Genomic DNA, 18338 nt, shown 5'->3' with positions numbered 1-18338 from the left:
AGACCTGTGGGTAATTAATGCACTTGAGTAATGTTGCATCACTGCTTCGTATTCACGCATTATACGCCACTGACTCACCCCTTGGACTAGTGACCTCAACTCTAATAATATTATCAGCGGTGTTCTCGAATGCATCAACATGTGACGTAACCACCAGTGTATCGACTACGTTAGATAAGTCACGTAGCCAGTTTGAAACCCTCCTCCTATGCTCAGAGTCCAAGTGCTCGGTTGGCTCATCCAGTAGCATTATTGGTATGTCACCTAGTATGGCCTTGGATAACGCGAATCTAAGCACTAGGGCCACTAGGTTTCTTTCACCCATTGAAAGCATGCTCACCGGTAACTCCTTACCATCACTCCTCTTAACCATGACCTCGTAGTCCTCTGTTACGTAAATGTCGATTAAGGATTCCTTATGCCTAAGCATCCTGAAGGCGTCCTTTAATTCATCATTTATGGCGTTCAGCAGCGCCTTCCTTAAAGCTGGCTTGGCATTATCTATGGCGTTAATCAACCCCGCAACCTCCTGAATCTTACCTCTAATGAACCTAAGTCTCTCACTCCTCTTACTGATTAATTCCCTTAAACGCCCGGCCTCATCCTCCAGTTCCTTTATACTGGCTTTCAATTGACTTAACATGCCGTTGTTTTTATCAAGCCTAGTCCTCAGGCTCTTAACCTCCTCCTCAGTCTCCTTAACCTTATCCTCAATCTCCCTAAGCCTAACCAACTCCTTCCCCAGTGCCTCAACCTCATTCTCCAGTTCCCTAATCCTTGCCTCAACATTAGCCTTATTCTCCATTAAATGCCTTAAATCAGCCTCAGGGTTCTTGGCTAACTCAGCATTAAGCCTCACGTACTCCTCCTGAAGCATCTCAACCTCAGTTAACCTCCTCCTTAATTCACTAAGCCTTGAATTGACTTCACTATGCCTCACCCTCAGGTTCTCCAATTCCTTAACCTCCTCCCTAGCTGTCTTCAACTCCTCATCAAGTTCATTAACCCTACTCCTCAATTCCCTTAGCCTTGACTCAAGGATGGGGATCTTCTCCGCAGCCATCTTTGCTTGGGTAAGCCTATTCCTAAGCTCCTCCTCAGTCTCCTTTAAGTCACTGTAATCCTTAAGCCTTGAGTCGATTTCCCTAATCTCCTCCCTAATTAACCTTAATTTCTCATTATTCTCCTTAATCAACCTCTCCCTATCCTCAGGCTTCAACGGTCTCTTACACACTGGGCATACTGGTTCCTTAGATGACTTCAATACGTTCAACTCCTCCTCAATGTGACTTAACTCACTCTTAAGTGACAGTTTCCTTGACTTTAATTCATCAAGCTCATTAAGCCTCGTTAAGGTTTCCTTAAGCTTCCCCTCTAACTCACTCTTACCAGCCGCCTTCTCCCTTAACTCCTCTAATTCAGTCTCAGTTTCCCTTAATTGATTGCTTAACTCTGCTCGTTGCCTCTCAAGCCCCTTTATTGTTGATTCCTTGGATTCAAGGACTATTACCCTACCCCGTAGTTCCCTCTCCTCTTCCTCAAGTTTACTGATTTCGTCCCTTAATTCCTTCATTCCCTTAAGCTTCTCCTCAATCCCCTTAACCCTAGCCCTAATGCCCTCCCTCTCCTTAATCCTGTCCTCAACATCCTTAATGCTTGCGTTAATTCTATTTAATTCATCCTTAAGTCTCCTTAACTCGTCATTAAGGGTATTGAACCTCTCCCTAATTCCAATTAGCCTCCTCTCCTCCTCCTTAAGCTTACTTAGTTCACTCTCCTTAACGCTTAATTCGCCATCAAGTTTACTGATTTCACTTTCAATTTCCTTAACCTTAACCCTGGCATCACTCAACCTCCTCTCAACCCTATCCTTCTCATCATTGTTCTCCCTAATGGCTGCCTCAAGGGCCTTCTCCTCACCCTCAAGCCTCTTCTCAATACTCCTCAATACATCAGTCTGAAGCTTATCCATTGAGTCAATCTTAAGCAACTTATCGAGCTTAAACTCCTCCCTCCTATTAACCTCAAGTATATCCCTTAACTCACCTTGCCTAACGTAAAGCAGGTTGAAGAGCTCAACATCAACACCCAGGTTCTCGGTAACCCACCTAGTCACCTCCTTATCCCTACCTGCAACCCTACTACCATCATCACTCATGACGTATGTCTGGGATTCAATAACCTTCTCCCTGGTGAAGACGCGTTGAATAATGTACCTACGCCCCTCAATATTAATCATAAGCCTAACAGCACCAGTGGAGGCGCCTATGGTAACTAACTCAGATAACTTAATCCTCCTCCTCTTAAGCCAATCAGTCCCATAGAGGGCTAGGGCTATTGAATCCAGTATAGTTGTCTTACCTGCACCGTTTAAGCCATGTATGAAGTTAACCCCGCTGCTTAACCTCACTGAGGCCTTCCTTATTGACCTAATGTTCTCAACCTCAATTAACTCCACTGAAGCCATTCAGCATCATCCCCTATACCAAGCGCCTTCTCTAAAGTAACCCTAGCCTCATTAACCTTACCATCACTCACCAGGTCAAGGGCCCTAAGGACTGCGTTAACCATAGCCTCATTACCAAGGTTCTTACCTAGTACTGATTGAATAAGTTCAATTAAACCATGCACAACCTGCCCCTTAACGCTACTACGCCTCGTGACCGTTAACTTAACGTTGACCTTAAGTGCATCACTTATTAAACCCTTAATAGTATTGAAGCCGTAATCCCTAACACTGAAGCCCTCACTTAATTCACCGGTTACGTTAACCTCAACGTAGGCGTCCCTGTAATTAAGGCTACTTAACTCACTTAAATGCTCCCTGAATACTGATGGTGATTCACCATTAATATTAACCAGGACTTTAATCATCCTACGCCCTCCATGCAGCCTAACTGGCTCAACCTTAACCCTACCGGCACCTTCATTAACATCCAGTAGCAGGAAACCCTTAGGGTCCTGTTCCTTAACCTTACTTAACTTACCATTATTAAGAACGTAGGTTTCAAACTCCTGGGAATCCCAGATCTCAAGGGAACCAGGGTAAACTGCGTTTAATGATGGATGCCTCAAGGCGTGTTCATGAATATGACCCACCGCATAGTAGGCGTCTATTGGAAGTTCATCAGCGGGTATACTGTAGTAGTCAATGTTAGGCATAGGGTACCTATACGGTGCACCCTCAATGTACTGATGCATCATGACTATGTTTAAACCACCCCCCATTAACCCCCTTAAACCCCTGGTGAGTTTACCATGTTCACTACCGGGTACGCAGCCTACACCAATGATCCTTAACTTACCGTAATCAATGTAATCCAAGTCAAGGTACTTAACCAGGCCTGATGATGATAGTACGCTTATTGGGTTATCCACAGGATTAATAACGGAAGCGTCATGATTACCCCTGGTTATAATAACATTAAGGCCTGAATCCCTAAGCCTACTAAAACCCTTAATTGCGGTTAGGTAGGTTGATGGGGATGGCCTTGGATTATCGAATAGATCCCCCGTAACAAGGACAACATCAACCCCCCTCTCCTCACGTAACTTAATGATTTCACTAATAGCATTAAGGAACGCTGCCTCATAATCCCTAGCCCTAGCCTCAAGCCCATACTGCCTCCTACCTAAGTGCACATCAGATATGTGCGCAATGAGCACAATACCGAATCTATGTTTAGGTTAAAAAGCTAGTGCATTAATTAATACTTTTCAGCAACTCTGATTAAGTAACACTCAGGGCTAATTATCCTTAACCCTTAAGCATGGGTTAATGCAGTTAATTCTGTGATTTCTTCCTCTCTAATTCCTCGATTTTCTTTCTTAATTCCTCTATCTGCCTTCTTAATTCCTGGGCTTCCTCATCCTTATTATTCACTGTGTTGTCTTGTTTACTTATGTTGGTTTGGTTTGATTGGGGTTCATTGGTTAATTGCCTAAGCTCCCTCTCAACCTCAACCTGCCCCTTCTTAAACTCACCCACAGCCCTACCCAACGCCCTAAACAACTCAGGAATCTTACTAGCACCACCAAACAATATTAACACCACCGCAATCACTATTATCCAATCCCAAACACTACCAATCATACCAAACCAACACTAACACACACTAACACCTTTAATAAACCCTTCGCCCCTACCCCATAATGCTTAAACACTACTACGCACTTAAAGCCTCTTATTCATGGTGAATGAATTTTAAGACCTGTTTCCCCTTATTTTGCATACTGGCCCACAAGGACTTGTGAATTTGAGTTAATTGAGATTAGTGATAACATTACTTAAGTGAATCAATAATCCATTAACCCGCACAGGCTAACGCAGGAGACTCTCAACGTAACCAACCCTTTAAGGCGGGGGGAAGAAATCATCCAACCTTATGCATCTTGCTTAGCTCTAATTCAATGGCCTTATTGAATATTGACATGTACTCCATAGGTAGGTTAACCATCACATCATGGAAGTAACCAAGTACTATTAGGCTTTTTGCTTCTTCTTCGTTTAATCCTCTGCTTCTTAGGTAGAATAGTTTATCTTCGCTTATTCTGCCTGTGTAGGCTTCGTGGGTAACCACTGCCGTGTCCTCGAATACTTGATCATGAGGAATAGTGTATGCCTTAGACTTATCATCAAGAATAAGCGAATCACATGAAACATGAGACCTAGCAAACCTAGCACCCCTCCTAACGTAAACAAGACCCCTATATACGGTGGTGCCACCATTTACACTCACCCCCTTATTAACTACCTTACTTGACGTGTGTGGTGCATCATGGAATACCTTAGCGCCCTCCTCCTTCCAGGTTAATCCATTGGCTAAGGCCACTGAGGTGACTGTTGTTTTAGCGTATTCACCCTTAAGCACAGTCATTGGGTAAACCATGGTTACTTTACCACCCAGTGAACCACTAAGCCACTCAACATTAGTGTTAGCTTCAGCTATTGCCCTATTATTACCGAAGTAGATAACACCCTTACTCCAATTCTTCATGTCAACGAGCTTAACCCTAGCCCCCTTATGCACGTAAACCTCGGTTACACCATCATGTAGACTAAGCCCACTGAAGACTGGGGCTGCACAAGCCACTATTAATTCAACCTGGGAATTCTCACCAACAATGATGAGTGAGTGCTCGAATTGACCAACATTAGCACTACTAATTAATACGACGAGCTCCATGGGCATTTTAACATGCGTGTTAGGTGGCACGTAGACGAATACTCCACCGCTCCATAATGCAATGTTAAGTGATGCGAACTTATATTCAGGTGGGAATATCTTCATGAAGTACTGCTTAACTAGGTCAGGGTACCTCTTAACAGCCTCATCCATGCTCATTGCCACAACCCCAGCTTCCTCAAGACTCTTCCTAACATTCTCATAAACAACCCCTGAGTCAACTTGACTAATGACTCCAGCCAATAGCCTGGACTCGACTTCAGGTATTTGAAGCGCCTCATAGTACTCCCTTAATTCCCTAGGTAACTCATCCCATGACCTAGCCCTCTCAACACTTGGCTTAGCGTATAGGATTAGTGATTCAAGGTTAATGTTACCCTCCAGGGGGAGCCAATTTGGCCAAGGCTGCTTCTCAAACATTTCAAGGGCCCTTAACCTAAGCCTCCTCATCCAATCAGGCTCACCCCTAATCCTACTCAACTCCTCAACAGTATCCCTACTTATCCTACCTGTTATTGTTACATCCCACTTAATCGGCTTAGCTGAGCCAAGCATGTTTGAGAAATCCTCAATCTTAATGAGATTCAACTTAACATCACTCACTCCTCACCACATGCTTCATTAACCTCATGACTTTATAAAGCTTTATATAAATATAAACTATTATTAAGAAAAGTTTAATGAATTCAGTACGTGGGTTCCCGATCACTGGTCACAACTTAATAATCCTCATCACTGCATCCCCTATATTAAGCCTCCTTATAAACTATGATTATTAATTCATATTTAAGCTAAGGCTCATTTAAGAGCATATTAATTTAACAATTAAGACGTAGTCAGTTATCCTATGCCTTAACCTTACTAACGGCACTTCTCTTAATTAACACAGCTAATGCGGTGCCGACTAAGGTAACTAGTATGTTTATTACCAATGCTAATACGGCAATGTAGTATAGGTGGCCTGCAATCGGGTATAGTGTTGGTGAGGCACCCTTTGTTGCAATATACCTAGTGATAAACATGTATACACCTGTTAATATTCCCGAAGCCCAACCAGCCATGAGTGCATACTTATTAAACCTATTAGTGACTAAGCCAAGGAATATTGGGGGTAGTGTTTGGGTTATTATTATTCCCCCAAGTAGTTGAAGGTTTATTGACACTGAGGCTAATGCCGGTATTAAGGCGAAGACAAGTGCAAGGAACTTAAAGAAAACTGAAGCCCACTTAGCCAACCTGGCCTCGCCCTGGGGGGTTAATTTAACCACATACCTAGCCACATTCCTGGTCAGTAAATTCGCCTGAGCCATAGCCATAATTGCCGCAGGCACCATACCCCCAATGAAAATGCCCAGTAACGCCACCCCGGCTAACCAATCAGGCAGTATTGTGGCTGCTAGGGCTGGTATGGGTAAGTTACCTTTAATTACAGCGGCGTACCCAGTTGATGGGAAACTCCTTATAATGTTAAGGGCCTGTGAATCAGCGTAAACCAGTATTCCGTAAAGAGCCAGTAAGGCAAGCCCAATACCGTATATTGGCAGTAGGGCCGTGCTCACAGCTAGTTTACGCCTACTCTCGGCGCTTAAGGCTCCATTAACGGAGTGGGGGTATAGGTAAAGCGCCAGTGAACTACCAACCCAAAGTGATAAGTAGGCTGAGGAGAATACTGAATTAAGGCTACTGGTGCCTGTGGGTAAGCCTTTACCGCTGTTTAGGCTTGAGGCTACCTTGAAGGCTGTGTGGAATGCCCCTGGTATGGCTATGGGTGCGGCAATAAGTATTGCTATTATGCTTAGGAATATTAACGCATCCTTAAACACGGCCGTTAAGGTAGCACCCCTTAAACCACTGGTGTATGTGAAGGCCGCCAGTATTATGAACGCTATGGTTAAGGCTAAGTCACTCACAAACTCAAGGCTAGCCCCAGGGACAACATTAAGCAGCATAACGGCTAACACAGCACTCATACCCACTATTTGAAGCGCAATGTAAGGTAACTCAGCCACTATACCAGTTAACGCCACTAATGCAGCCAATAACCTACTGTTAAACCTATCCTCAACGAAGTCAGCGGCCGTAATGTAACCCCTCCTCCTAGACCACTCCCAGAGAGGGGGCATAACTGCCGTGGCTAATGCGAATACAGTGGCCACGTAGGGTACCGCGAAGAAGTATAATGCACCCTTCGCAAATACGCCAGCGGGAACGGCGACGAATGTGTATGCCGTGTATAAGTCCGCGCCAACTAGGAACCAAACCAGGAACGTGCCTAACCTCCTACCTGCTAAGGCCCACTCATCAAGCCTACTTAAATCACCCCTACGCCACCTAGCCCCATAGAAGCCCAGCAGCACGAAGATTACGAAGAGTACTAGGAATGATACCCAACCAGCAATCCCAATCATGACTCACCACCATAAATCAAATACACTCCTATTAGGCTTAATACAGCGGCTATAATTAACCAAAGGGTTTGAAACCAGTAGAAGAATGGTACACCACCAACCTCAGGATTAACCCTATTATACACTGGTAACACTAGGTAGAAAACCCACGGCACTATGAAGAGTATTGCGGCAGTAACCCTTCTACCTAAGCCAACATTACTAGACATAAAAAGGAGCTATTCTTAATTCCTTATAAGCATTACCCCCTATAACTACTTAGATTTAACATTAATGCAAATTGTGAAATAACATACTCTATATATTAATATAATTATGGTTCACAGGTAGTCCTTAAATACATAAATCATTCAAACATTATGAATTAACAGACGCGACACGTTTTTAAAATACCATAAATCAAATGCGCCATGGCTAGGCTAGTTATACATACGGCTAAGAAACCATACGTATATAAGCTTCCCAGCGGGGAAACAGTAGCCATATGCATGTGTGGGCTGAGTGATAAGTACCCGTTCTGCAGTGGGAAGCATAAACTAGTGCAGGATGAGGATGATGCCAAGGTCTACACGTATGATGAAACAGGCTATAAGAGGCTGGGTGAAGCCAGCATTGATGCTAGGGGATTAAGGAGGGTTTAAACACGGCTTAATTTAAAAAAGGCCCTAAGCAAGTATTTCAATAATACCTAGAAGTATTCCTAACCGTGAATTAGTTTTAAAGCTGAGCACAGTTCCTTATTCATGGTGCTTAACTTAACTAACATGAGCGGGGAGGTAACGTACAAGTGCCCTAAATGCGGCTTCACAACCGAGGCTAATACCTGGCTTATCAAGTGCCCTAGATGCGGGTCACCGTTGAATGTGAATTATGATTTAAGGAGACCTAGGGAGCTTAGTAGAAGTGAATTAACGAGGATTCTACCTGTTAAGGAGCCGTTAAGCCTTGGTGAAGGTTTAACCCCACTGGTTAGGAGGGGTGATTACTACTTTAAGCTTGAGTACCTTAACCCCACTGGTTCATTTAAGGATAGGGGGTGGAGTCTTGCCCTATCAGTACTACGTAATGACGTCACTGTGGTTGAGGATTCAAGCGGTAATGCTGGACTATCCCTAGCAGCATACTCCGCGGTTAAGGGGGTTAGGGCTAGGATTTACGTCCCTAAGACGGCCCCTGAGGCTAAGAAGAGACTTATGAGGCTCCTAGGCGCTAATGTGGTTGAGGCTGCAACTAGGGCTGATGCATCATCACTTGCCATGAGCTTCACAGAGGGGGTTTACGTTGGTCATTCATGGAACCCCTTCTTCATACATGGCGTTAAGTTAATAGCTTATGAACTAGCATTAGAATTAGGGAACATTGATAATGTTGTTGCACCCCTAGGTAACGGTACCTTAACCCTAGGCCTATACTTAGGTTTCAAGGAGGCTGAGGAATTGAAGCTTATTAAAGACACACCTAGGATAATAGCCGTTGAGGCATCAGGCTACGAGTGGGCTTACAGTATGCTTCACAACACACCCATGGGTGTTAAGGCAACCTTACCCGACGGCATAATAGTGCCCCAGCCACCTAGGTTAACTCAGATAATTGACGCGATACGGGACACTGGAGGTGACGTGGTGGTTGTTAATGATCAGGGGGTTATTGAGGGGTTAAGGGAGGGTATTAGGTTAGGGTTCATAATTGAGCCAACAAGCGCAGTTGTCTTTAAGGCCCTTAAGGAAGTGAACCTAAGTGGCACAACTGTAGTTATTTTAACGGGTTCAGGCTTAAAGCTGAGTAATGAACTGTATCGGTTAATATACGGTGAATGATCTAAGACCCATGATTCACCTTAAATATCGTACTCATCCTCACTAGACTTAGTAAACCCTCGAGGACTAATTTATGTAAGATGCGTTAAGTTGAGTTAATTACTTATGATTAAAACCAGGGCACTGTTAGGTAAATGCCCTAATATTCCTCAGGGGTTAACTTTTTAAGATGCGTTAAGCCTCTAGGATCATGGGTTACTTGAAGTGGCTTGGGCATGCGGCCTTTGAAGTGGAATTAATGGGTAAGAGAATACTTATTGACCCATGGATATCAAACCCCAATTCCCCAGTAACCCTAGGTGAGTTAAGTAAGGTAGACTTCATACTGGTGACCCATGATCACTCAGATCACTTGGGTGAGGCGGTTCAAATAGCCAATAAGACTAACGCCACGGTTGTATCAATATTCGAGCTAGCCGTTTACCTAGCCGAGAAGGAGGGGGTTAAGAACACCATAGGTATGAACATTGGTGGACCCGTTAAATTAACTAACGAGATAGAGGTTTACATGACTCCAGCACTACACAGCTCAACCCATGGTTCACCAGTAGGCTTCGTAATTAAGTCCCCTGAGGCCGTTATTTATCACGCCGGTGACACGGGTTTATTCAGTGACATGGAGTTGATAGGCAGATTATATAAGCCTGACGTGGCCCTACTACCCATAGGCGGTTACTTCACAATGAGTCCACGGGAAGCGGCCTACGCAGTATCCCTAATAAACCCCAGGGCTGTGGTGCCAATGCACTACAACACCTTCCCCCAGATTAGGCAGGATCCTGAGGAATTCAGGAACCTAACCGAGTCCCTAGCCCCCCACGTGAGGGTTTACGTGATGAAGCCTGGAGATGTACTTAACCTGCCTATTAAGTGAAATAAGGAGCTTTTAATTTAAGGCTTAAATTAAAAATTAGTTTAAACAACCCTCCTCTTCTCAAGTATGCTATCTATCAACGTTACGGAGTAACCATCCTTCTCAATAACCTGCTTAGCCGGTGGTAATTCCAGGTAATTACTTATCCTGGAGAGCATCCTCTCCTCATATATGGGTACTAGCTCATTCTTATAGAATATGCCCACTGGTATCCTATCACCCCATTCACTGGCGATCTCCATGGCCTTCAACCTCTTTTCATTAGCCTCCTTTTCATCATGCACCACTGGGTCCCATTTCTCATTGTCTAGCTTGTATACTCTTTTGTCGTACCATTCCTTTGTGTTTATGTCGTTGTATGTTGGGCATGGTTGTAGGACGTCTACTAGTGCTGTTCCCTTATGCCTAATAGCCTCCTTTATCACGTCCTTTAAGTGTCTTGTATCGTATGCGTATGCCCTAGCTACGAAGGTGTATCCACTGGCTAGGGCTAGGATTATTGGGTTGACTGCATCCTTAATATTAGGCTTAGGTAATGCCTTAGTCTTAACATTCCTAGGTAATGTTGGTGAAGCCTGACCCTTAGTTAAACCATAGACACCATTATTATGAAGAATAATGGTTAAATCAACATTATACCTACCAGCACTAACAAAATGACCAACACCAATACCAAGCAAATCACCATCACCACCATTAACAATAACCTCTAGGCTTGGGTCAGCGAGCTTAATACCCATGGCGTACGGTATAGCCCTACCATGAAGAGTGTGGACGCCATTAACGTTTAGGAAGTCAGGCATCCTGCTTGAGCAGCCTATCCCCGAGACGACGACAATTCTCCTGGGGTCAAGGCCTAATTCAGCGAAGGCTTGGGTCTCAGCAGCCAAAATACCGAAATTACCACAACCAGGACACCAATCAATCCACTTCTTACCCCTATACTGCTGTGGATTCAGGGCTACCTTAAGCACCGCCATTTAGGACCACCTTCTTCTCATTTGTGCTTAGAATGTGTTTAATAGCCCACTTAACCTCGGTCCTAGTTATTGGTCTACCATTCCACTTAAGCACGTAGTGGGTTGGTTCAATACCAGTGTTAAGCTTCATTAACTGAGCCGCTTGAGCCGTGTAGTTGGCCTCAAGGGCAATTATCATCCTCTTACCCTCAAGAAGCTTCCTAATTAGGTTCCTTGGGTATGGGTTAAACATCCTAACTTGAATAACTTGAATATTAACGCCCTCACTCTTTAATTCCTGTAATGCATCCACCGCTGGACCCTTTGGTGAACCCCATGTAACCACTGCAATGTCGGATTCATCACCGTAAACCCTAAGCCTCTGCTCCTCCGGAATCTCCTTATCAGCGGTTTCAAGCTTCTTAAGCCTCTTCTCATACATCCTAATCCTATTCTCACTCTCCTCAGTTATTATACCGTACTCATTATGCTCATCACCAGTGTAGTGCATTACTGCGTAGCCTAATGGAATCCTCGGTGATATGCCATCATCAGTGAACTCGAATCTCTTATAGTCATCAACCTCCTTGAGCATTAACTTACCCCTATCAATAATCTTCTTATTCCTGTAATCTAACTCCTCCTCATCAATTATTGAGTATGAGTTAGCCAGGAACTTATCAACAAGGTGTATTACTGGGGTTTGGTAGCGTTCAGCTAGGTTAAGTGCCCATATTGCGTCCCAGAAGGCCTCCACGTGGTCCCCTGAGGCTATAACTATCCTTGGGAATTCACCGTGACTAACATTAACTGCGAATAATAGGTCAGCCTGCTGGCCCCTGGTTGGCATGCCGGTGGATGGGGCACCCCTCATGTAGTATGTTATAACCACTGGCGCCTCATTCATACCGGCCCAACCAATACCCTCAGCCATTAGTGAGAATCCCGGCCCAGAGGTTGCTGTTGCTGCCCTGGCCCCTGTTAAGGCTGCTCCAATGGCCATGTTAACTGCGGATAACTCATCCTCTGATTGAAAAACAAGGACACCTGCCTTACGTAATTCCTTGGTTTCAGGGTCAATGACGTCCACAACCTCATTATCCTCAATGAACATGCTTTCATCAGCGGCGGGGGTTATTGGGTAGTAGGTCTGCACCCTTAAGCCACCTGCAATCTTACCGATGGCTACAGCCGTGTTACCGTCTAATTGAACCCTATGTCCCTTAACTGGTATTTCAGCTAGGTTATAGGCTGGTTGAACAAGGTCGTAACTCTTCTCTGAGGCCCTCTCATTCATCTTAACGTAGAGTTCATTCCTGAAGAAGACCCTTAAGGCAGCCCTTAGGTAATCCAGCTTGATGCCGAGTAGTCTTAATGATACTGCTGAGGCTATTAGGTTCCTAGCCCTCTCCACAACGGATACTGGGAGCTTTAATTCACTGGCTACCTCGCTTATTATCTTACCGTAATCAACTGGAATAATCTTAACACCCTTACTGGCTGCGTAGTTTAAGGCATCCTTTATTGTTGTGCCGTAGCCGCTTGAGGTTAGGATCTTCTCAATCTTCTCAGCCCTCTCAGGCTCCATACTCTGCACTGCACTTATCTTAGTGCCCTCAAGGGCCTTATCGTATATTATGTAGTCCTTAACCTCAGTGAAGTGTTGGAAAACAGTCTCGGCATCGAAGGTGGCTAATATATTTACCTCGTCGGATAGGCTATTAACTTTAACGTCACTTATCGTTAGGTTGAAGTAACTGTGCCTACCCTTAATGTTTGAGTGATACTCCCTATTACCGTAAATGTAGTATCCAGCCCTAGCCACCGCGTTACCGAATATGCTTGCTGATGTGTCAACACCACTTCCCTGGGCTCCACCTATCATCCACGTTAATTTAACCGTCATAAACCTCGCTTAAATAATCCCCTTGATATTTTTAAATCTTTCTAAGTAAACCGCTTGACTATTAGCAATATATTTTGAATAGAAACCAATAATAAAATAGATTCAGTTAAAAATAATTTATAGATCAATGTAGTTTGCATCTTTATATATGTTAAATATTACTTAACTCCTTAAACATTACCTTAAAAGCATCATTCAGTCTTGGCATAGCTCATCAAGGCTCAGGGCCGTCTGGGTTCATCACACTTAAGGCCCTTTAACAGCGCTTAAACGCTTAACTATCATTAGTTATTAGACGCCTAGTACTAATCCTCCCCATAATCATCCTAATAACCTTACCTCTACCGCAACCACCCCTACTAAGCCTACTCACTGAACCAATGAAGAAGTCACCGAGGGGTGGATTCACCCTCACACCCCTCCCGATGGATAAGGCTGCCACGGTTACAAGCCTCTTACCCAATGGGTCACTAATCCTCTTAGCCTCATTAATCTGCGTCGTGCATTGCACGTAAAGCATAGCCTCAACGTTAGCATCCCTGGCTATTGAAACACCATCATTAACATTCCTGTGGGCTAAATAAAGGTAGTACAGTAGATCATTCACCGTGGGTGATGTTGAACCATCAATGATAATGAACACGTCAGCCTCAGTATTGCTTAGGAGCATGCTTAAAGCCTCATTACTAAGCGGCTCCTCAAGCAGCATTGTGTAGACTATGAATTGAGCCTCCTCATCACCTAACTTAAGCCTAATTGGTTCAATCACCGTGATTAACCGGCATTGGGTTTAAATAAATTAACCTCCATGAATATAGGATAGGAAGAGTACTACGTCACCGTTATTCAACCTAGTGTCGAGTCCATTAAGCAGCCTAATGTCAGTGTCATTAATGGCTACGTAGACACCTGGCCAGAGTCCATCATCCTCAATAAGCCTCCTCTTCAACCTAGGGTTCACACTGGCTAATTGCCTAAGCAAATCCCTAAGCGTTGAACCGCATTTCACACCCACATCAATGGTTTCCGAACCGGCAAATGTAACAAGTACACCGGCGAACTTAACCTTAACCCTGCATTCCTCCACCATTACTACGCATCATTACTGTTTATAAACCATACTTTGGAGTAATTACCATGGTATCAGCATAGGTAACGGTTTTTAAGGTTTAAAAATTGAATCAGTTCGTGAAGAATAGCGATCAACTATGGAGGCTGGGTAAGAGTGACCTAGGGCTCTTGGTTCACAGGGATTTCAAGGGATTGGTGGATAAGACCACGATAATTAGAATCAGTTCATTTCTACGCAAGTTCAGTAACATCAACATTACTGATTACGTTGAACCAGACCCATTAACTGTGGTTAGGATGGCTAAGATACCTAATGATAATTTAGGCCTAGTTATGCTTGCAATACTAGCCATACCGAGGGGTTTCGTAGCCTCCTACAGTGACTTAGCTGAATTACTCAACATGACCCCACGCCTAATAGGCCTATTCGCCTCAAAGAACCCTATGCCCGTCCTTATCCCATGCCATAGGGTTATTAACAGGGATGGCACAATAGGCGGGTACAGTGCGTGGCATAGGGATGGTAAGGGTATTAAGGCGATGCTTTTAAGCATGGAGAACGTGAGGGTTAATGGTATTAAGGTTAGTAAGGATAACTTCGTGGACTCCAGTGAACTTAAGGATAACTTCTACAGAATATACAACTACTACCACTCATTAATGAGTGAGTACAGCTCTAGCGAACAATCTGAATAACATCACCCTCACTTAACCCATACTCACTGGAGAAACTCCCCCCATTAATCGCCAATTCTAGGAAACCCATACTATTAAAGAGGGCGAGGGCCTCACCCTTGTTAACGTACCCGTAGGACCTATTAACCCCAAGCCTAATCCCCCTACCCTTAACGTTAACCGTAATGTAGTCGCCATAATTTATGTTAAACATACCCCTCCTAACACTGGTGTAGACGTTACCGAACTTATCCACGTAAACCACCTGGGCCTCAATTACACCATTCCTCTCAACGGGCTTAGGCATGGTTAACTTAACGTAATCACTCACTAATGGTCCATAATCCTTAAAATCAATTAAACCAAGGTAAGCCGCCGCGGGTGCAAACACATCCCTACCGTGGAATGTTGATGAAACATCACTCAACATAACCCCCCTATTACTTATCTCCCTAACCTCCAATACACCATCATCCTCAGCAGCCATGGTTAAGACACCGTTATCCGGGCCTATGAAGTAGTAATTCCTACTCATTACTGCAATAGCCCTCCTACTGGTTCCAACACCCGGATCAACGACGGCAACGTGAACACTACCCCTTGGGAAGTATCTGTAGGTTGCCCATAGTATGAATGCTGCCTTACGTATGTTGAAGGATGGTACATCATGCGTTATATCAATTATGGTTACGTTAGGGTTAATACCCAGTATAACCCCCTTCATTGATGCCACGAAGTAATCCCCATTACCGAAGTCAGTGAGTAGGGTTATTACACGCATGGGGATGCCTCAATGACTCCTTTTTAAATTAATCCAAGTAGGGTAAACTCAACTTAAACATAACCCTACGTACTTATCATTAACCCAACCATTAACCCAATGCAACCAATGGAGGCCGTTGAGGAGGCGATAATACTAGTCGCCTCAATAGCTGCAGTCACCATAATATTAACCTACGCATCAGTGAGCTACAGTAACTACTCCCGTTACTTAATTGCACATGAGGAGTTAGCCAACATTGTGCTCGAGGCCTACGGCTTCGCAATGAGTAACTCAACACTCATAATCCTCGGTAACTTGGGTAGGGTTAACGCCTACTTAGACGGCATGTACGCTTTAACCAATAATTCAGGCGTATTAATAGGCGTGAACTCAATCATGGATTACTTAACCTACACTATACTTAACCATAGTGAACCAATAGTAATCAACGGTAGACTACTCCTGGAGCCCGGGCACGCATTATTAATGATCATTAAGGGGCATTACAACGGCATATCTGTTAAAGTATGCCCAACACAGGCATCAAATACGTGTAACTGGGTAATGTTAAGATGGGTAATAACTGAATACGGTAACGGCACTGGTGAGACACAGGCATCAAGTAGTGGGGAGGGTTCAGTGACCATAATGATTACTAATGATTCATTAGGCATCCCGTGGAGCATCAACGTTGGCATCAATGGCCCAGGCGGCTACAGTTACCAGAGAAGTGGAAGCGGGGACTACGCTTGGGTTCAATACTCAACAATCAGATATTACTCCCTTTATGGGGCTACTTCTAAAGAAATTAGAATTGGTGCTTTTATCATGAGAAGTATGGGAAAGGATTCAAATTAATGAATAAGAATGAAACACATTGAGTAGTCACATATTCATCCATCCTAATTATGGCTAGATAATATACAGAATTCTAACACTACTCTTAATTCATTGAAAACCTCCTTTAATGAAGATGGTTCTTAAATTTAGATTAATGTTAATCATGAACTTACAGTAAATGGTTCCTCTGTAGCAACCCAGAGGGCACTAGGAGGAGTAAATACGTATAATACCGGAACCAACTATTATGGAACCAACTACTATAAATACTTCTCCAGCTAATGTAAATGTTGATATTGCGGGATTCAGGAAGTTTACATTAGCAGGAATATTTATTCCAGTGATATTAGAAAACCAAGTTATGGAAACCTCAACTAAGTTAGCTAACTTATATGATGCAATAAGCACTATCGCAATTATTGCAACTCCTACAATAATTAATAATATATCCTTTATTTCACTATCCATAGTATAAGGGCTTAAGCATTCTTTATAAACCTTTCTCTATATTTCTCCGTTTTTCTAGGATAGGTTATATTCGCTATTTTGGAGCATTGCTTACTCTTTACTCGGATCAATAGAGTCCTATAATACTGAGTCTTAATTAATTGAGGAAAATAGGTTGTTTATCTCAATAAAGAATTCATGTTTTAAATTTAAATCATTAGCCTACAATGAATGGACTTACCATGGTGAAGACTGTTCTATCCTGGACTGAATCCAAGACCCAATCAGAATCCCAGCAGCCAATGCCGCCATCGCCAATAGTGCTGCTCCAGTTAATTCAAGTATTAGTGCTTCAATAAGGGTGATTATTCCATTATTAGAAAGCAAAATTATAAAATATGGTAGCCAGTAGCCAATTATTATTCCCATTATTACTGTCACCATTACTAATACCACATATTCTACTAATGAATCTTGTGTTCCAATCATAAGATAGTAAACATTCAGGAGTATCTTAAGAACCTATCGTTTATTTTATCCAGTAAGCCTCTTTTGTAAAGCTGAAATAAACCATATGGTGGATGGTGTGATGTGGGTGTTTAGGTTGTGGAATATGGGGAATAAATCCAGGTGCACTGAGGGAGGGTTTACCTCCATATGAACCAGGAGGATTAATCACTACTCAGTTTCAATAAATCAACCCCTAAGAAGAGACTTGAGATTAAGGAGGCAGGCTTGAAGACATGGTGAGAAGCATAATTAATGTTAATTTAATTAACCTATAGGTGTAGGAAGGTTTAAATTTAGCATACAGCTTAAATATATAAAAGAATATGCCTATGGCAGTAATTAGGAGGAGAGGTGGGAAGTATGGTTAAGTGTCCGTACTGTGGTTATGAAGGTAATTTCAGGCTTATAAAGCAGTGGAGGTTCAGGTTCTACATTGTTAAGGAGCTTGAGTGCCCAAAATGTCATGGAGTATTCAACCATTACTATGGTGTAAATACTCAATCCAACAAAGTCTCGGAATTCGTAATAAGGGTGAAACCTAAGAGTAGGTGATGTTGCTTGAGTAGAGAAACCGTGTTTATAGTCTTTTTAGAGAAACTTAAGCAGTATCTGAAGGAGTCCAGTGGCATAGTCTAGGAAAAGGTGCCTGACATAGTTATTACAGATATCAATAATGTACATCAGCTCATCATAGAGATTAAGATGAAAATAGGGTAAGCTTGAGGGAACTAAAGCTGCACGTTGAATAGTTGTGGAACTATGCCTAGGAGATGATGGAGATGAGGATTAAGAGAGCTAGAGAGCCTACAAGATAGGGCACTGAGGTATCCGTGAAAATCAATATATGTGAGGAGAAGGGGTCGCATGAGGAAGAGGGATTAT

General features: G+C 43.3%; 19 protein-coding genes. 6 read left to right on the top strand and 13 right to left on the bottom strand.

What is annotated here, in order from left to right:
* Positions 1-52 precede the first annotated feature (52 nt).
* From CMAQ_RS05530 to CMAQ_RS05505, 6 genes are all read right to left on the bottom strand, one after another.
* Complete coding sequence (locus tag CMAQ_RS05530; RefSeq protein WP_012186129.1) at positions 53-2467, bottom strand: AAA family ATPase; 2415 nt, start codon at positions 2465-2467, stop codon at positions 53-55.
* Positions 2449-3666, bottom strand: coding sequence for a metallophosphoesterase family protein (locus tag CMAQ_RS05525; protein ID WP_012186128.1), 1218 nt, complete (start codon positions 3664-3666; stop codon positions 2449-2451). The genes CMAQ_RS05530 and CMAQ_RS05525 overlap by 19 nt, the downstream gene beginning before the upstream one ends.
* A 118-nt stretch (positions 3667-3784) precedes the next feature.
* Complete coding sequence (locus CMAQ_RS05520; protein WP_012186127.1) at positions 3785-4093, bottom strand: twin-arginine translocase TatA/TatE family subunit; 309 nt, start codon at positions 4091-4093, stop codon at positions 3785-3787.
* Between the two features lie 280 nt (positions 4094-4373).
* A complete protein-coding gene (gene sufB / locus CMAQ_RS05515; protein WP_048062974.1) occupies positions 4374-5741 on the bottom strand; it encodes a Fe-S cluster assembly protein SufB in 1368 nt (455 codons plus the stop codon).
* Between the two features lie 290 nt (positions 5742-6031).
* Positions 6032-7594, bottom strand: coding sequence for a sodium:solute symporter family protein (locus tag CMAQ_RS05510; protein ID WP_012186125.1), 1563 nt, complete (start codon positions 7592-7594; stop codon positions 6032-6034).
* Positions 7591-7803: a DUF3311 domain-containing protein gene (locus CMAQ_RS05505; protein WP_012186124.1), complete on the bottom strand. Its 213-nt coding sequence runs from the start codon at positions 7801-7803 to the stop codon at positions 7591-7593. Before CMAQ_RS05505 ends, CMAQ_RS05510 begins: the two co-directional genes overlap by 4 nt.
* 201 nt (positions 7804-8004) lie before the next feature.
* Between CMAQ_RS05505 and CMAQ_RS05500 the strand changes: the two genes are divergently transcribed.
* The 3 genes from CMAQ_RS05500 to CMAQ_RS05490 all read left to right on the top strand — a co-directional run bounded on the left by CMAQ_RS05500 (position 8005) and on the right by CMAQ_RS05490 (position 10285).
* Positions 8005-8235 carry a CDGSH iron-sulfur domain-containing protein gene (locus CMAQ_RS05500; protein ID WP_012186123.1) on the top strand — a complete coding sequence of 77 codons (231 nt, stop codon included), beginning with the start codon at positions 8005-8007 and terminating at the stop codon, positions 8233-8235.
* A 102-nt stretch (positions 8236-8337) separates the two neighbouring features.
* Positions 8338-9411 carry a threonine synthase gene (locus tag CMAQ_RS05495; RefSeq protein ID WP_012186122.1) on the top strand — a complete coding sequence of 358 codons (1074 nt, stop codon included), beginning with the start codon at positions 8338-8340 and terminating at the stop codon, positions 9409-9411.
* Between the two features lie 190 nt (positions 9412-9601).
* Positions 9602-10285, top strand: coding sequence for a metal-dependent hydrolase (locus tag CMAQ_RS05490; protein WP_012186121.1), 684 nt, complete (start codon positions 9602-9604; stop codon positions 10283-10285).
* A gap of 41 nt (positions 10286-10326) precedes the next feature.
* Here the strand turns inward: CMAQ_RS05490 and CMAQ_RS05485 are convergent, their stop codons facing one another.
* The 4 genes from CMAQ_RS05485 to CMAQ_RS05470 all read right to left on the bottom strand — a co-directional run bounded on the left by CMAQ_RS05485 (position 10327) and on the right by CMAQ_RS05470 (position 14240).
* Positions 10327-11265, bottom strand: coding sequence for a 2-oxoacid:ferredoxin oxidoreductase subunit beta (locus CMAQ_RS05485; protein ID WP_012186120.1), 939 nt, complete (start codon positions 11263-11265; stop codon positions 10327-10329).
* On the bottom strand, positions 11252-13150 hold the full coding sequence (locus tag CMAQ_RS05480; RefSeq protein ID WP_012186119.1) for a 2-oxoacid:ferredoxin oxidoreductase subunit alpha: 1899 nt from the start codon (positions 13148-13150) through the stop codon (positions 11252-11254). Before CMAQ_RS05480 ends, CMAQ_RS05485 begins: the two co-directional genes overlap by 14 nt.
* Before the next feature lie 274 nt (positions 13151-13424).
* Positions 13425-13919: a hypothetical protein gene (locus CMAQ_RS05475; protein ID WP_012186118.1), complete on the bottom strand. Its 495-nt coding sequence runs from the start codon at positions 13917-13919 to the stop codon at positions 13425-13427.
* Between the two features lie 30 nt (positions 13920-13949).
* The gene (locus CMAQ_RS05470; protein ID WP_012186117.1) at positions 13950-14240 is read right to left on the bottom strand and encodes a MoaD/ThiS family protein; all 291 of its coding nucleotides are present in this window, start codon (positions 14238-14240) and stop codon (positions 13950-13952) included.
* A gap of 98 nt (positions 14241-14338) precedes the next feature.
* Here CMAQ_RS05470 and CMAQ_RS05465 point away from each other — a divergent pair, with 98 nt between their 5' ends.
* Entirely contained in the window at positions 14339-14917 is a 579-nt protein-coding gene (locus CMAQ_RS05465; RefSeq protein ID WP_012186116.1) for an MGMT family protein, read from the top strand.
* Here the strand turns inward: CMAQ_RS05465 and CMAQ_RS05460 are convergent.
* A complete protein-coding gene (locus tag CMAQ_RS05460; RefSeq protein ID WP_012186115.1) occupies positions 14898-15677 on the bottom strand; it encodes an SAM hydrolase/SAM-dependent halogenase family protein in 780 nt (259 codons plus the stop codon). The two genes, CMAQ_RS05465 and CMAQ_RS05460, sit on opposite strands and share 20 nt — an antisense overlap.
* 99 nt (positions 15678-15776) lie before the next feature.
* On the opposite strand from CMAQ_RS05460, the gene CMAQ_RS05455 reads away from it, so the two are divergent.
* The gene (locus CMAQ_RS05455; RefSeq protein ID WP_012186114.1) at positions 15777-16517 is read left to right on the top strand and encodes a hypothetical protein; all 741 of its coding nucleotides are present in this window, start codon (positions 15777-15779) and stop codon (positions 16515-16517) included.
* Positions 16518-16706: 189 nt separating this feature from the next.
* Here CMAQ_RS05455 and CMAQ_RS05450 read toward each other — a convergent pair whose 3' ends face one another.
* The gene (locus CMAQ_RS05450) at positions 16707-16967 is read right to left on the bottom strand and encodes a hypothetical protein (RefSeq protein WP_012186113.1); all 261 of its coding nucleotides are present in this window, start codon (positions 16965-16967) and stop codon (positions 16707-16709) included.
* Between the two features lie 216 nt (positions 16968-17183).
* Entirely contained in the window at positions 17184-17435 is a 252-nt protein-coding gene (locus tag CMAQ_RS05445) for a hypothetical protein (protein WP_048062696.1), read from the bottom strand.
* 381 nt (positions 17436-17816) lie between these two features.
* Here CMAQ_RS05445 and CMAQ_RS05440 point away from each other — a divergent pair, with 381 nt between their 5' ends.
* Entirely contained in the window at positions 17817-18008 is a 192-nt protein-coding gene (locus CMAQ_RS05440; RefSeq protein WP_048062970.1) for a hypothetical protein, read from the top strand.
* Positions 18009-18338 lie beyond the last annotated feature (330 nt).

It is taken from the genome of Caldivirga maquilingensis IC-167, from assembly GCF_000018305.1.
Lineage (GTDB): Archaea > Thermoproteota > Thermoprotei > Thermoproteales > Thermocladiaceae > Caldivirga > Caldivirga maquilingensis.
This window is presented reverse-complemented; position numbering and strand designations above follow the sequence as displayed.

Coding starts and splice junctions, on each gene's coding strand:
- CMAQ_RS05440 (WP_048062970.1), top strand. CDS start 17,817: ATGGTTAAGTGTCCGTACTGTGGTTATGAAGGTAATTTCAGGCTTATA.
- CMAQ_RS05480 (WP_012186119.1), bottom strand. CDS start 13,150: ATGACGGTTAAATTAACGTGGATGATAGGTGGAGCCCAGGGAAGTGGT.
- CMAQ_RS05530 (WP_012186129.1), bottom strand. CDS start 2,467: ATGGCTTCAGTGGAGTTAATTGAGGTTGAGAACATTAGGTCAATAAGG.
- CMAQ_RS05505 (WP_012186124.1), bottom strand. CDS start 7,803: ATGTCTAGTAATGTTGGCTTAGGTAGAAGGGTTACTGCCGCAATACTC.
- CMAQ_RS05470 (WP_012186117.1), bottom strand. CDS start 14,240: ATGGTGGAGGAATGCAGGGTTAAGGTTAAGTTCGCCGGTGTACTTGTT.
- CMAQ_RS05495 (WP_012186122.1), top strand. CDS start 8,338: ATGGTGCTTAACTTAACTAACATGAGCGGGGAGGTAACGTACAAGTGC.
- CMAQ_RS05460 (WP_012186115.1), bottom strand. CDS start 15,677: ATGCGTGTAATAACCCTACTCACTGACTTCGGTAATGGGGATTACTTC.
- CMAQ_RS05520 (WP_012186127.1), bottom strand. CDS start 4,093: ATGATTGGTAGTGTTTGGGATTGGATAATAGTGATTGCGGTGGTGTTA.
- sufB (WP_048062974.1), bottom strand. CDS start 5,741: ATGCTTGGCTCAGCTAAGCCGATTAAGTGGGATGTAACAATAACAGGT.
- CMAQ_RS05500 (WP_012186123.1), top strand. CDS start 8,005: ATGGCTAGGCTAGTTATACATACGGCTAAGAAACCATACGTATATAAG.
- CMAQ_RS05450 (WP_012186113.1), bottom strand. CDS start 16,967: ATGGATAGTGAAATAAAGGATATATTATTAATTATTGTAGGAGTTGCA.
- CMAQ_RS05455 (WP_012186114.1), top strand. CDS start 15,777: ATGCAACCAATGGAGGCCGTTGAGGAGGCGATAATACTAGTCGCCTCA.
- CMAQ_RS05510 (WP_012186125.1), bottom strand. CDS start 7,594: ATGATTGGGATTGCTGGTTGGGTATCATTCCTAGTACTCTTCGTAATC.
- CMAQ_RS05485 (WP_012186120.1), bottom strand. CDS start 11,265: ATGGCGGTGCTTAAGGTAGCCCTGAATCCACAGCAGTATAGGGGTAAG.
- CMAQ_RS05445 (WP_048062696.1), bottom strand. CDS start 17,435: ATGATTGGAACACAAGATTCATTAGTAGAATATGTGGTATTAGTAATG.
- CMAQ_RS05490 (WP_012186121.1), top strand. CDS start 9,602: ATGGGTTACTTGAAGTGGCTTGGGCATGCGGCCTTTGAAGTGGAATTA.